The following is a 14,163-nucleotide window of genomic DNA, read 5'->3' as shown; positions in this document are numbered from 1 at the left end:
CCCGAAAGAGGGCCGCGCGCCACAAACGGAGTGGCGCGGGGCGCTTCAGGCACGAATCTCACCGCTGCCCGCGCCCTCTTTCCGCTGCGAGACGGCATCCGCCTCTGGGGCAACGGGTTTCGGCTTGGCGAAGAACAGGACGGCGACCAGCCCGAGCAGGCTCACAACTGCCGGCAGGAACATCGACTGGCCCATCGCCGCGCTGAAACCACCCTGGAGCGCTTCGGGAAGCGGGCCGGATGCGCCGCCTTCGCCGGGTTCGCCCGCGATGGGCGTGCCGGGAAGTTCTGCCACGAGTCGAGCCTGCATCAGCGCGGCGATTCCCGCACTCCCGAGAACGGCACCGACCTGCCTGGTCGTGTTGTAGATTCCTGAGCCCGCTCCTGCCTGTCGAGGAGGCAGATTGCGTGTGGCCGTCGAGGCGAGAGGCGACCAGATTCCGGCGTTGGCGACGCCGAGCAGTGCGAACGGCAGCAGCAGCATCGGAATCGGCACGTCTGGAGTGAGCATCGACCCCAGCCAGAACAGCGACACGGCGAGCAGCGCCAGCCCGACGGACGCGACGTACTTCGGATTCACCCGATCGACGAGTTTGCCCGCCAACGGCGCAAGTCCACCAGAGATCACAGCCATCGGGACCAGCAGGAGGGCTGCTCCCGTCGGAGTGAGCCCCCTCACCGTCTGTGCGTAGAACATCACGGGCAGTGCCATGCTCGTGACCGCGAAACCGACCGCCGCGATGGCGACGCTCGACAGTGAGAAGTTGCGATCCCTGAAGAGCCGGAGCGGCACAAGCGGTTCTCCTGTGTTGACCGCCTGCCAGACGATGAATGCGGCAAAGACGACGAGGCCGGCGATGATGAGCGACCACACGGTGATCGGACCGACGATCGTTCCCCAGTCGTAGCCTTCCCCTTCTTGGATGCCGAACACGATGAGGAACATCCCGATGGCGCTCAGCACGACACCGAGCACGTCGAAACGATGGCGATGCACGGTGAGTCTCGGTACGAGCCGCCAGGCGAGCACAAACGCGACGACGCCGACGGGAACGTTGATGAAGAAGATCCACTCCCAGCCGAGCGAGTCCACGAGAACACCACCGAGAATCGGTCCGACGAGCGTGGCCGCTCCTGCCGTCGCACCCCAGAGTCCCATGGCCTGTCCCCTGCGGTCCGGGGGGAAGGTGCGGGTGATGACCGACATGGTCTGTGGCGTCATCATCGCCGCTCCGAGCCCCTGAAGCACTCGCGCGGCGATCAGCATACCGATGTCGCCCGAAAGCCCGCACCAGGCCGACGCCGCGGTGAACACGGCGAGACCGATGAGGTAGACGTTCTTCGGCCCGAAGCGGTCGCCGAGGCGACCGGTGATGAGAAGCGGCACGGCATAGGCGAGCAGATAGGCGCTCGTGACCCAGATCACGGAATTGATGTCCGTGGCGAGACCGTGCATGATCGCGGGATTTGCCACGGAGACGATCGTCGAATCGACCAGGATCATAAAGAACCCGACGACGAGGGCCCACAGGGCCGGCCACGGCTTGAGGGCGTTTTCCACGGAGTGTTCTCTCCTTCCGACGTGCGGGGTCACCGAAGCTCAGGGTCACCGGTGAGCGCCGTGTGCTCACCGCTCTCGACCATACGCGCCACACCCGACAACCGCTGCCACCCCCGACAACGACCACACAGAGAGCGAGGGCATCACCCCCTCGCCCTCCCATCCGTCGCCGCACGCTACTCCGTTTGTGGCGCGCTACCCGAAATAGGGCCGCGCACCACAAACGGAGTAGCGCGGGGAGCTTCAGAGCACGGCCCTGTCACCGCTCCGACGCCGAGGCCAGAATGGCGTCGAGCTTCTCGTAGCCCTCGGTGACCCCTTGTTCCATGCCACTCTGCGCCATTCCGTCCCTGGCCTCCACCGACGGGTAGACCGAGTGCGTCGTCAGCTTCGTCCGCCCGTCGCCCAGGTCTGTCAGCGTCATCGATTCGATGCTCACAACATCCGGAAAACCCTCGAACTCGAAGGTCTGGATGATGAACTCGTTCTCTCTGGCGACGTGGAAGACTCCGTTGAAGATGTACTCCTCGCCCTGCGGGTCCCGGTGGATGTAGCGGTACCGGCCACCCGTCCTCAGGTCGTACTGCTCGATCACCATCTCGTATCCGTTCGGCCCGAGCCATTGCTTGACGAGATCCGGCTCGGCGAAGGCGCGGTAGACCGCCCCGACAGGCGCGTCGAACTCGCGTTCCATGTCGATGAAGGGAACACCCTCTGGCACGGTGATGGTGACGGGATTGGTTGTTGTGCTCATTTCTCTTCCTTTGTGATGGTGTCGAGCAGCCCGTCAAGCCGACGGAACTGCTGTTCATGGATCAGGCGGTAGCCGTCGATCCACGCGGTGAGCGCCTCGAGACGCTGAGGGTTCAAGTGCACGGGGCGCCGCTGTGCGTCGCGTGTGCGAGTCACGAGGCCGGCCTGTTCGAGCACCTGGATGTGCTTCGACACGGCCTGTTTCGAGATGTCGAACGGCTCGGCCAATTCGTTCACGGTGGCCGGGCCGCGGCTGAGTCTGGCCACGATGGCCCGGCGAACCGGATCGCCCAGGGCGAGAAAAGCCCTGTCGAGCTGACCGTCGGACTCCGTGGACATTTATCAACCTATCGTTTTATCAATGCTTCGGTTGATTAAAGATTACGACAGCGTGCGACGAGTGTCAACCCCTCGAGCCGCATCCCGCGCGAGCCGGCCCAGGGGTCGACAAGCACGCAGGCTGTGACACCCTGGTGGTATGACCCACTCACCCCGCATCGTCGTCGTTCACGGCTATAACGCGCACCCGGGCAGGCACTGGTTCGAGTGGCTGGCCGGGCAGTACAACCCGGGTGTGGTGATGGTTCCCGCCTTGCCGAACCCACAGCATCCGTCACCTGACGCTTGGATCCGAACCCTCGGCGACGCCGTCGGCGACGTCGACGAGCACACGTTCTTCGTCTGCCACAGCCTCGGCTGCATCGCCACGATTCGTATGCTCGAGCAGTTTCCGCGGCCGTGGCGGGTCGGCGGTCTTGTGCTCGTGGCGGGCTTCGGCGAACCCCTTGCCACGTTGCCGCAGCTCGATGCCTTCACACACGAACCGATAGAGGCTTCGGTCATCGTCGACAACGCTCTTCAGCGACACGTGTTCGGGTCGGACGACGACCCCACCGTGGCACCCGAGCTCACGGCTCGGTTCGCCGAACAGCTCGCCGCACCCCTCACGATCGTGCCGGGTGCGCAGCACTTCACAGACGACGCAGGAGCTCGGGAGGTTCCCGGCATCGTGCCCGTGCTCGACCGGATGCTCGGCGCCGACCTGGCGGAGTCCGCATCCGAGCGATCCGTCTGACGGGCCGGCCGTTGTGCCCTGGGTCGGGAACGGTTTGTGTGCCCGCGTTGTTGTACGTGAGAACACAAGAGAGAGCGAGTGTTGCTGAGTGACTGAACACCTGATACCCCTGCCGCTCCCCGAATCCGAGGGTGTCAGCCCAGAGTCGTTCAAGGCGGCGTTCCGCAACCACCCGGCCGGCGTCGCGGCGATCACCGCAGACGCGGGTGACGGCCCCGTCGCCCTCACGGCGACATCCGTGTTCTCGGTGAGCGCCGACCCGCCGGTGCTCGTCTTCTCGATCTCTGAGCACTCCTCGAGCACCCCCACGATCCGACGCGCAGAGACGGTTGTCGTGCATCTGCTCGGCGCGGACCAGCTCGACATCGCCAAACTCGGCGCGACAAGCGGAATCGACAGGTTCGCCGACCCCACGATCTGGACGCGGCTGCCGACCGGAGAGCCGTACTTTCCTGCTGCACACGCCTGGATACGCGGACGCGTTGTGAACAAGATGGAGGTCGGCGAATCCACGGTTGTGGCTGTGCTCGCCCTCGAGGCGATGTCTCCCGAGGCCGGGGACCCCTCGGCAGACGCCACCACGGCCAGACCCCTCGTCTATCACAACCGCACCTGGCACGCACTCGGAGACGCCTCGAAGATCGGTTGACGGCACGAACCGCCCGGCGCATCCACCGACCGGTTGATGCAGAGATCCATCGGTCATACCTGACGCGCGGGCACCATCGCACACCACGATCGTTATATGACTACTCAGCCCGTTGTCGAGGTGCAGCGCCTCTACAAGAAATACGGCAACACCACAGCTGTCAGCGATGTCGGCTTCGAGATCCGCCGTGGCGAGACCTTCGCCCTTCTCGGCCCGAACGGCGCGGGCAAGTCCACGACGATCGAGATCCTCGAGGGCTATCGCAATCGATCGGGTGGTGACGTGCGTGTGCTCGGCGTCGACCCCCAGCGCGGCGGCCTGGCCTGGAAGGCCCAACTCGGCATCGTGCTGCAGACGAGCGCTGAGGCCGGCAACGTCACTGTGCGCGAGCAGCTCGCGCAGTTCGCACGCTATTACCCGCACCCGCGCGACGTCGACGAGGTCATCGAGTCGGTCGGGCTCACCGAGAAGGCGACGACGCGAATCGCCACATTGAGCGGCGGGCAGCGCCGACGGGTCGACGTGGCGCTCGGCATCATCGGCAGACCCCAGCTGTTGTTCCTCGACGAGCCGACAACGGGATTCGACCCAGAGGCACGACGACAGTTCTGGCAGCTGATCCTCTCGCTCAAAGAAGAGGGCACATCGATCCTGCTCACCACCCACTACCTCGATGAGGCGGCCGTGCTGAGCGACCGCGTCGCGGTGATCGCCGGCGGCACTCTTGTCGATATCGGCACCGTCGACGAGATCGGTGGTGCGGATGCCCGCGTGCCTGTCGTGCGGTGGCGTGACGGCAGCGGAGCGGTGCAGCGGAGGCGCACCCACGAGCCCGCGCGGGTGGTCACCGAACTCGCACGCGACCTCGGTGAGCCTCGGGACCTCGAAGTCATCCGCCCCAGTCTCGAAGACATCTATCTCGGGCTCGTCGAGAAAGCACAGTCCGCCGACGCCGTCACCGGCATCTCGACATCCGCAGCCTCATCCGAAGGAGAACCGAGTCATGTCTGAACACGTCATCACACCGGCACAAGGAAACCAGCGCGAGGATAGGACGAAAGCGGCGAAAACATCCTCGTCCCACGCCGATTCCCCCGGCACGGCTGGCGCGGTTCCCCCGCTGCCGCACGGCCGCGGCATCCGCCTGGGCCTCACGCGGGTCGCCTACGAGACGCGACTGTACTTTCGCGCCGGGGACCAGGTGTTCTTCACCTTCCTGTTCCCGGTCGTGATGCTCGCGATCTTCTCCACGGCCTTCAGCAGCACGGGTGACGTCGGCGCACTGCCGGACGGCACGGGCGGCATCACCCAGGCGGCGTATTTTCTGCCGGGCATGGTGGCGGCCGGCATCCTGCTCTCTGGCATGCAGAACCTCGCTGTCGACATCGCCACCGAGAAGGGCGACGGCACGCTCAAACGCCTCGGCGGTTCTCCCCTGCCCGTGCTGAGCTACTTCATCGGCAAGATGGGCCAGGTGCTCGTGACGTCTGTGCTGCAGATGGTGCTGCTTCTGCTCGTGGCCCGGATCGCGTTCGGCGTCGCCCTGCCGACCGAGCCGCAGAGGTGGCTCGACTTCGCCTGGATCTACCTGCTCGGCATCATCACGAGCGCCGTTCTGGGCATCGCGCTCTCGGCCCTGCCGCGCAGCGGCAAGACCGCAACGGCGGTGGTGATCCCGATCGTTCTCGTTCTGCAGTTCATCTCGGGGGTCTACCTCACGTTCACCATGCTTCCGGAGTGGCTGCAGAACGTGGCGAGCGTGTTCCCCCTCAAGTGGATCGCTCAGGGGATGCGATCGGTCTTCCTTCCCGAACACTTCGCGGCCATGGAGCCGAGCGGCGGCTGGGAGCCCGGTCTGGTGGCCATCGTGCTCGGCGTCTGGTGCGTCCTCGGCGTCGTCCTCTGCCGCATGAGCTTCAGATGGATCCGCAAGGACAGCTGAGGGGGCGGACCGAGCGGGCGGGCCGAGGCGAGCACCAGAGGCGCACGGCGGGTGAGAAGGTAGACGCGTGAACATTCGCACCGCGTGGAACGTCGCTGTCGCCGCAGCGTCGCTCGTCGTCACCGGTGTCATCCTGGTCAATTCCGGGTTCGGCACAACCCAGTGGGGTGCCATCGGCGCGATCGGCATCTTCTGCGTGGTCTACTACGTCTTCGGCCGACGCCTGATTCCCGACACCATCGGCGGCGAGACCGGGGCCTCGGCCGGTCACACGATCGTCGTGCAGACGGCGTTCATCGTGATCGGCGGCATCGGTGCCGCACTCGAGCCGAACATGCTCACCATGCAGGTGGTCGTCTTTCCCTTCATCTGGGTGACGTCCGCGTCTGTGCGCCGTGCCATCGCCGCATGTGTCGGCGCCTCTGTCGTGTTCTGCATCGGCTACATCGTCTCGCTGGGCGCGGATCCAGAGGTGGTGGTGCAGGGCCTCGTCATCGAGGGGGTTTCACTGGCGTTCAGCGTCGCTCTCGGGTTGTGGATCACCAGCATCGCGGAGTGGGGCGAAGAGCGACAGCGGCTTCTCGACACTCTGCAGCAGGCCCAGGGTGAGCTCGAGCTGCTCCACAGGGATGCCGGTGCGACCGCCGAGCGCGAACGTCTGGCGCGTGAGATCCACGACACGATTGCACAGAACCTGACGAGCGTTGTGATGCTCGCACAGCGGGCATCACTTGGCCAGTCGGTCGACCACCGTTCACTCGAACTGATCGAGACCACCGCGCGCGAAGCCCTCACAGAGGCTCGCGCTCTCGTCGCCTCGAACTCGGCTTTGCCGGGTGGCACGACTCCCCTCTCTGACGCCCTCGCACGACTCGGCGAGCGCTTCGAACGCGAAACCGGGGTGCGGGTGAGCGTGGTGGCAACCCCGGATGCGATTCCCCGCGAACTCGAGGTCGTGCTGCTCCGGTGCGCGCAGGAGGGTCTCGCCAATGTGCGCAAGCACGCAGACGCACAGACGCTCGCCCTCTCGGTCTCACGCACAGAGGCATCCGTTCAGCTGCGGGTGCGCGATGACGGCCGTGGCCTGGGCGGCTACCGTCTGGGCGACGGGGGCGGATTCGGTCTGACCGGCATGCGCGACCGCGTCTCGCTCGTGGGCGGGACCCTCTCTGTTCGATCGCCGTCCGCCGGCGCGACCGGCACCGAACTCACCGTGGCGATCCCGCTCGATCCTTCGTCGGCTCCCCCGCCGCACGCGCTGCAGAGCCCGGCCGCAGAACGTTCGGCATCGCGAGCCGAATCGAGCGGCGCGAATCCCGAGCACAGCGAAAAGTCCCCCGACAACGGAGTGAACGCATGAACATCCGTGTCATCGTCGCCGACGACCACCCGATCGTGCGCTCTGGGATCGTCGGGCTGTTTGCGCTCGCAGACGACATCACGGTGGTCGCAGAGGCGACGACGGGCACAGAGGCCATCGAGCTCGCCCATGAGCACCGGCCAGACCTCGTTCTGATGGACCTGCGGATGCCGCAGCTCGACGGCACAGCGGCCACGGCGCGCATCATCAACGAGCTCCCAGGCATCCGTGTGCTGATTCTCACCACCTACGAGACGGACGACCACATTCTCGGCGCCATCGAAGCGGGCGCGAGCGGCTACCTGCTCAAGGCCGCTCCGCACGAAGAGATCGTGGCGGGGGTGCGCTCCGTCGTGGGCGGGCAGACCGTTCTTGCACCGGCCATCGCCGCCAGGCTGGTCGACAGGATGCGCGCGAACGCCTCTGTTCCTTCGCTGACGTCGAGAGAACTGGACGTGCTGCGCCTCGTCGCAGCCGGGAGCAGCAATCCCGAGATCGCGAGAGCCCTCTTCATCGGCGAGGCCACTGTCAAAACGCATCTCATCCACGTGTTCGAGAAGCTCGGTGTCTCTGATCGCACCCGTGCTGCGACGAGGGCCATAGAACTCGGCCTGCTGTGAGCACTCGGGGTGCTGTAAGCGGTTCCGCCCAGTGGAGCCGGCGTCGTCAGAGGCCTGAGCACGGGATATGCTGGGCCGGAAGCCGCATTGGAGGGGTCATGGTGAGGACTGCACGCAGACGCCGAATCGTCAGACTTCAGCACGGTGAGCAGCCGCGCAACCGCGAAGACGTTCTGGCCGTCGAAGAACCGCTTGAGGTTCGCGTCGCCGGGCGCACTTTCAGCGTCACGATGCGCACACCGGGCCACGACTTCGACCTCGTCGCCGGCTTTCTCGTCTCAGAGGGAATCGTCTGGCAGACGCCGCAGCTCGTCGCCATGCGGCATTGCGCCGGGCGCGACGAGGCCGGCGAACAGACCTACAACGTGATCGACGCGACAGTCGGCTTCGGGGCTGTGCCGCCAGACACGTCGATGGAGAGACACGTCTACACGTCGAGTTCGTGCGGCATCTGCGGCACCACCTCGATCGAGGCCGTGCAGAAGAGCTCGCACTTCACCGCAGACGATGCGCTCCCTGCAGACGACGCCGTCATCTCCCTCGACCTGCTGCTCACCCTGCCGGACCGTCTCAGGGATCACCAGGACATCTTCGACCGAACCGGCGGCGTCCACGCCGCCGGCCTGTTCGATCTCGAGGGAAACCTGCTCTGCCTGCGCGAAGACGTCGGCCGACACAACGCGGTGGACAAGGTGGTGGGCTGGGCGTTGCGCGAGGGCCGGCTGCCGCTCCGCGACACCGTTCTGCAGGTCTCTGGCCGGGCGTCGTTCGAGCTGGTTCAGAAGTGTCACCTCGCCGGCATCCCGATCATGACCGCGGTGAGCGCGCCCTCATCACTCGCCGTGCAGCTGGCCGAGTCCGTCGGTCTCACACTCGCGGGCTTCAGCCGCGGCACAAGCATCAACGTCTATGCCAATCCCGGGCGGATCTCCACCCAGGTGCCGGCCTCAGTCGCAGGATAGGTTCCATGTCTCACGCACCAGTCAACGACATCAACGAAGACGACCTCGTCGTCAAGAAGCCCAAGACCGAGGCGGCCGGAGTGACGGCGGTCAGGGTCGCCCTCGAGCGCGGAATCGCCCAGGCCGGCGTCAGCCGCACCGTGCGATCGATGCTGCGCGTCAACCAGCGTGGTGGGTTCGACTGTCCCGGATGCGCGTGGCCCGAGCCAGACGGGCGCCGCAGCCCCGCCGAATTCTGTGAGAACGGCGCAAAGGCCATCGCCGAAGAGAACACGCTGCGCACCGTGACTCCGGCGTTCTGGGCGGAACACTCGATCGCCGACCTCGAGAACAAGACCGAGTACTGGCTCGGCAACCAGGGCCGCATCACCGAGCCCGTGGTGATCCGACCCGGCGACACTCACTATTCCCCGATCAGCTGGGGTGAGGCGTTCGACCTCATCGGCGAGAGGATCAGGGCGACGACGCCCGATCGCTGTGTGTTCTACACCTCTGGCCGCACGGCGAACGAGACAGCGTTCCTCTACCAGTTGTTCGCACGATCGATCGGCACGAACAACCTGCCCGACTGCTCGAACATGTGCCACGAGTCGTCCGGGTCTGCGCTGAACGCGACGATCGGCATCGGCAAGGGAACCGTCTCTCTCGAAGACATCCACGACGCCCAGCTGATCTTCGTCGTCGGGCAGAACCCGGGAACCAACCATCCACGGATGCTCTCGGCATTGCAGGAATGCAAGGAGCGCGGCGGCAAGATCGTCGCGGTCAATCCGCTGCCAGAGGCCGGTCTGCTCGCCTTCAAAGACCCCCAGACGGTTTCGGGGGTTGTGGGCAAAGGCACGACTCTCGCAGACGAGTTCATGCAGATCAAGGTCGGCGGCGACCTCGCGCTGTTCCAGGCGCTCGGCCATCTGCTGCTCGAGGCGGAAGACAAGAATCCGGGCACCGTCGTCGACCACGCATTCATCGAGAGCCAGGCCGACGGGTTCGACGAGTACCGCGAAGCCCGCCGGGTCATCGACTGGGATGAGACCTTCCGGGCGACGGGACTGACCCGCGACGAGATCAGCACCGTCGCAGACATGATGGTGGCGTCGAAGGCCACCATCGTCTGCTGGGCGCTCGGCCTGACCCAGCAGCCGCATTCCGTGAACACGCTCAAAGAGATCATCAACCTGCTTCTGCTGCAGGGCAACTTCGGCAAGCCCGGGGCAGGCGCCTGCCCCGTGCGCGGGCACTCGAACGTGCAGGGCGACCGCACCATGGGGGTGTGGGAGAAACCGGCTGAGGCATTCCTCGGCCGGCTCGACGCCGAGTTCGGCATCCAGTCTCCACGCGTGCACGGCTACGACTCCGTCGACTCCGTCGAGGCATTCGAGAACGGCGACGTCGATGTCTTCGTGTCGCTCGGGGGTAACTTCTCGCAGGCCACCTCAGACACCGCGGCGATCGAGGGCGGTTTGAAACGCACGGGGCTCACCGTGCACATCTCGACCAAACCGAATCGCTCGCACGTAGTGCACGGGCAGACGTCACTGATCCTGCCGACGCTCGGCCGCACCGACACCGACGACAAGCATCCGACCGGCCCGCAGATCCTCTCGGTCGAGGACTCGATGTCGGTTGTGCACTCCACGCGCGGCAGGCTCACGCCCGTGTCCGATCACCTGCTCGCCGAGCCGGTGATCATCGCACGGATGGCCGTGGCAACGCTCGGTGCCGATCATCCCGTCGACTGGCAGACGATGGCAGAAGACTACGACGTGATCCGGGATCACATCTCGCGCGTCGTGCCGGGCTTCGACGACTTCAACAAGAGACTCCGCCAGCGGAACGGATTCGTGCTGCCGAATCCGCCACGCGACACCCGCAGCTTCACAACAGACATCGGTCGGGGCCGGTTCACCGTGAGCCCCCTCGAGTATCTGGTGCCGCCAGAGGGCCACCTCATCCTGCAGACGATCCGCAGCCACGATCAGTACAACACCACCTCATACGGGGTGGATGACCGTTATCGCGGCATCTCGGACGGCCGTCGGGTGATCCTCGTGCACCCCGACGACCTGACGGATCTCGGGTTCGACGACCGAGATCTGGTCGACGTCATCAGCGTCTTCCAGGGCACCGAGCGCCGCGCTGACCGGTTCAGGCTCGTCGCGTATTCGACACCGCGTGGATGCGCCGCAGCATACTTTCCAGAGGCGAACGCGCTTGTGCACCGCGAGCTGGTTGCACGCGAGTCGAACACACCGGGATACAAGGCGATGACCGTGCGATTCGAGCGTCACACCGACTCGTTAGGCTGAGAGGAGCGGCGAGGGTCTCGCCGCATACGTCTTCCCAGTCTGATCGTGATGTCCAAGAACTCTTCATCCCTGCCTGCCGTTCGCCCTCACCGACAACTCGTCGCCTGGCGCAACGCCCTTTTCGTCATCTTCGCCCTGAGCGGCCTCAGCATCTCCACCTGGGTGGCGCGCCTGCCTGCCATCCGCGACAGCCTCGAGTTGTCCACGTCCGCCGTCGGGGTGCTGATCTTCTGCATGGCCGCCGGGTCGATCATCGGACTGATGGTCTCGGCCCCGCTGCTCGCCAGGCTCGGTGCCAGGCGAGGCATGATCATAACGCTCGGTCTCGTGGCGATCGGGCTGCTGCTCATCGGCGTCGGCTCGGCTCTTGTGCCGTCGCCTGTGATCGTCGGCCTCGGCCTCGCTCTCTTCGGGTTCGGCAACGGATCGGTCGACGTCATCATGAACGTCGAGGCGGCTGCCGCCGAGGGAGAGCTGCGCAAGACGGTGATGCCGCTGATGCACGCCTTCTTCAGCTTCGGAACGATGACCGGCGCCGGGCTCGGCGCGCTGGCATCCGCCGTGGGAGTGAGCGTCTTCTGGCATTCGCTTGCGATCGCCGTGCTCGTCGCGATAGCCGTTGTGATCGCCGTGCGTTACGTGCCGATCCGTGAAGGGCTCGGAGACACCTCGACGATCCACGAACGCCCCGATTGGAAGCAGCGCTTGATCGACAACCTGAAGGTGTGGGCGGACATACGGCTCATTCTGATCGGCGTCGTGATGCTCGGCATGGCGTTCGCCGAGGGCAGCGCGAACGACTGGCTGGCTCTGGCCGCCGTCGACGGCCACGGCCTGAGCAACGCCATGGGTGCCGTGGTCTTCGGAGTCTTCACCGCCGCGATGACCGTCGGCCGTCTGATCGGCGGTCCGATCATCGACCGTCTCGGCCGGGTCGTCGTTCTGCAGGCTTCGGCCGTGTCTGCGGTGGTCGGGTTGCTGATGTTCATCCTGGCCCCCTGGGATTGGATGATGTTCGCCGGCACCGTGTTGTGGGGACTGGGAGCGTCACTCGGGTTCCCCGTCGGCATGTCGGCCGCCGCCGATGACAGCCACAACCCCGCCGCTCGGGTGAGTGCCGTCGCCATGATCGGGTACTGCGCCTTTTTGGTCGGCCCGCCGATGATCGGACTGATCGGAGATCAGATCGGGCTGCTCAACGCGCTGTTCGTGGTTCTCGGGCTGGTTGCGCTCTCAGGGCTCGCGTCGCCGGCGACCCGCTCGCGATCCGGTCGTGCCGGCTGACACTCGCCTCTCGGCCGATGCCACTTCGCGCCGCTGCGCTTGTGAGTGCAACCGTGCGCCCTCGACTGGGTTACCCTCGATGAGTGCGTTTGGTGATTGCGAACTGTTCAGTTGACTATGCCGGACGGCTGTCTGCGCATCTTCCGCGTGCCACCAGGCTGCTGCTGCTCAAGAACGACGGCAGCCTGCTCGTGCACTCGGACGGCGGAAGCTACAAGCCGCTCAACTGGATGAGCCCGCCCTGCACGCTCAGCACGGTCGAGCCGGACGACGCCCAGGCAGAGGCGGGCGTGATCGAGGTGTGGAAGGTGACACACACCAAAACGGCAGACCAGCTGATCGTCAGCATCTTCGAGGTGCTGCACGATTCCTCTCACGAACTCGGCATCGATCCCGGCCTGCAGAAAGACGGCGTCGAGGCGCACCTGCAGAAGCTTCTGGCCGAGCAGATCGACATTCTCGGCGACGGGCACACTCTCGTGCGTCGGGAGTACATGACGGCGATCGGCCCCGTCGACATCCTGGCGAGGGATGCCTCTGGCGCGTCTGTCGCCGTCGAACTGAAGCGACGCGGAGACATCGACGGCGTCGAGCAGCTGACCAGGTACCTCGAGCTGATGAACAGGGACCCCCACCTCGCGCCTGTCAGCGGAGTGTTCGCCGCGCAGGAGATCAAGCCGCAGGCTCGTACGCTTGCAGAGGACAGGGGCATCAGGTGCGTCGTCTTGGACTACGATTCCATGCGGGGCCTCGACGACGGGCTCGCCCGACTGTTCTGAGCCCACCCGCTCTCAGGCCGACACCCGGCTGTGCGTGCGGCAACCCGGCCGACATCGCTTGCGCCACGATGCGCTTCTCGCGCACAGTCTCTACTATGGAGAACCTATGTCCACTCAATCTCTCGACATCACACCGGCCTCAGAGCCGACCTCAGAGCCGGCCACAGGGCAGGCCCCCTCGATCAACCGCACCTGGTCATGCATCCTTTTCGACCTCGACGGCACGATCACCGATTCGGCGCCGGGCATCATCACACGCATCCAGCGCACCTTCGATCGCCTCGGACGCCCTGCGCCCGCAGAGGACTCCCTGCTCGCATGGGTCGGACCGCCCATGCTCGAGTCATTTGAGACTCGTGCCGGAATGACCCCTCAGGAGGCACTGGATGCCCTCGGCCTGTACCGCGAGATCTCGGCGCAAGAGGGCGCGTGGGCGGGAGCAGCCGTCAATCCGGGTATGGCCGGCGTCATCCGGCAGGTGCATGCGGCGGGCATCCCGCTCGCGATCACGAGCAGCAAGCCAGAGTCCCAGGTGACCGAGGTTCTGAAGCACTTCGACCTGCACGACTACTTCACAGTCGTCGCCGGGGCGTCTGAAGACGAGACCAGGAGCGAGAAGGCCGACGTGATCGAAGAGGGTCTTCGGCGCCTGCGCGAACAAGGAATCGACCTGTCGCGGGTGGTGCTCGTGGGCGATCGGCACCACGATGTCGAGGGCGCAGCCGTGCACGGCATCCCCACGATCATGGTCGAGTGGGGCTACGGTTCACCGGCAGAGGCCGAGAACGCCGTGGCCGTAGTGCACTCCACCGATCAGCTGTGCAAGCTGCTGCTGGGGTAGCACACAAGCCCTAAGCGAGCTCGCAGCCAACG

Annotated in this window: 14 protein-coding genes; 11 read left to right on the top strand and 3 right to left on the bottom strand. The window is 65.6% G+C overall.

Annotation, left to right across the window (positions count from 1 at the left end; translation table 11 throughout):
- Nucleotides 1–45 precede the first annotated feature (45 nt).
- The 3 genes from ACYVF5_RS01385 to ACYVF5_RS01375 all read right to left on the bottom strand — a co-directional run bounded on the left by ACYVF5_RS01385 (nt 46) and on the right by ACYVF5_RS01375 (nt 2,652).
- Nucleotides 46–1,560 (bottom strand): DHA2 family efflux MFS transporter permease subunit, encoded by a 1,515-nt coding sequence (locus ACYVF5_RS01385; RefSeq protein ID WP_460942546.1) that lies wholly within the window; start codon nt 1,558–1,560, stop codon nt 46–48.
- 259 nt (nt 1,561–1,819) lie between these two features.
- Nucleotides 1,820–2,314 carry an SRPBCC family protein gene (locus tag ACYVF5_RS01380; RefSeq protein WP_460942544.1) on the bottom strand — a complete coding sequence of 165 codons (495 nt, stop codon included), beginning with the start codon at nt 2,312–2,314 and terminating at the stop codon, nt 1,820–1,822.
- Nucleotides 2,311–2,652, bottom strand: coding sequence for an ArsR/SmtB family transcription factor (locus ACYVF5_RS01375; protein WP_460942542.1), 342 nt, complete (start codon nt 2,650–2,652; stop codon nt 2,311–2,313). The genes ACYVF5_RS01380 and ACYVF5_RS01375 overlap by 4 nt, the downstream gene beginning before the upstream one ends.
- Nucleotides 2,653–2,791: 139 nt before the next feature.
- On the opposite strand from ACYVF5_RS01375, the gene ACYVF5_RS01370 reads away from it, so the two are divergent.
- From ACYVF5_RS01370 to ACYVF5_RS01320, 11 genes are all read left to right on the top strand, one after another.
- The gene (locus tag ACYVF5_RS01370) at nt 2,792–3,388 is read left to right on the top strand and encodes an RBBP9/YdeN family alpha/beta hydrolase (protein ID WP_460942540.1); all 597 of its coding nucleotides are present in this window, start codon (nt 2,792–2,794) and stop codon (nt 3,386–3,388) included.
- Between the two features lie 88 nt (nt 3,389–3,476).
- A complete protein-coding gene (locus ACYVF5_RS01365) occupies nt 3,477–4,037 on the top strand; it encodes a flavin reductase family protein (RefSeq protein WP_460942538.1) in 561 nt (186 codons plus the stop codon).
- Between the two features lie 96 nt (nt 4,038–4,133).
- Nucleotides 4,134–5,048, top strand: coding sequence for an ABC transporter ATP-binding protein (locus ACYVF5_RS01360; protein WP_460942536.1), 915 nt, complete (start codon nt 4,134–4,136; stop codon nt 5,046–5,048).
- Entirely contained in the window at nt 5,041–5,979 is a 939-nt protein-coding gene (locus tag ACYVF5_RS01355) for an ABC transporter permease (RefSeq protein WP_460942534.1), read from the top strand. Before ACYVF5_RS01360 ends, ACYVF5_RS01355 begins: the two co-directional genes overlap by 8 nt.
- 67 nt (nt 5,980–6,046) lie before the next feature.
- Nucleotides 6,047–7,339 (top strand): sensor histidine kinase, encoded by a 1,293-nt coding sequence (locus ACYVF5_RS01350; RefSeq protein ID WP_460942532.1) that lies wholly within the window; start codon nt 6,047–6,049, stop codon nt 7,337–7,339.
- Nucleotides 7,336–7,959: a response regulator gene (locus ACYVF5_RS01345; RefSeq protein ID WP_460942530.1), complete on the top strand. Its 624-nt coding sequence runs from the start codon at nt 7,336–7,338 to the stop codon at nt 7,957–7,959. Before ACYVF5_RS01350 ends, ACYVF5_RS01345 begins: the two co-directional genes overlap by 4 nt.
- A gap of 98 nt (nt 7,960–8,057) precedes the next feature.
- Nucleotides 8,058–8,921, top strand: coding sequence for a formate dehydrogenase accessory sulfurtransferase FdhD (gene fdhD / locus ACYVF5_RS01340; RefSeq protein WP_460942528.1), 864 nt, complete (start codon nt 8,058–8,060; stop codon nt 8,919–8,921).
- 5 nt (nt 8,922–8,926) lie between these two features.
- Complete coding sequence (locus ACYVF5_RS01335) at nt 8,927–11,227, top strand: FdhF/YdeP family oxidoreductase (RefSeq protein WP_460942526.1); 2,301 nt, start codon at nt 8,927–8,929, stop codon at nt 11,225–11,227.
- 48 nt (nt 11,228–11,275) lie between these two features.
- A complete protein-coding gene (locus ACYVF5_RS01330; RefSeq protein WP_460942524.1) occupies nt 11,276–12,511 on the top strand; it encodes an MFS transporter in 1,236 nt (411 codons plus the stop codon).
- 83 nt (nt 12,512–12,594) lie between these two features.
- Nucleotides 12,595–13,290 (top strand): endonuclease NucS, encoded by a 696-nt coding sequence (gene nucS, locus ACYVF5_RS01325; RefSeq protein ID WP_460942522.1) that lies wholly within the window; start codon nt 12,595–12,597, stop codon nt 13,288–13,290.
- 106 nt (nt 13,291–13,396) lie between these two features.
- Entirely contained in the window at nt 13,397–14,131 is a 735-nt protein-coding gene (locus tag ACYVF5_RS01320; protein ID WP_460942520.1) for an HAD hydrolase-like protein, read from the top strand.
- Nucleotides 14,132–14,163: the final 32 nt, after the last annotated feature.

The sequence above is a fragment of the Okibacterium endophyticum genome, from assembly GCF_054780075.1.
Note: the sequence above shows the minus strand (reverse complement) of the source record. Positions and strands in the feature narration are given on the sequence as shown.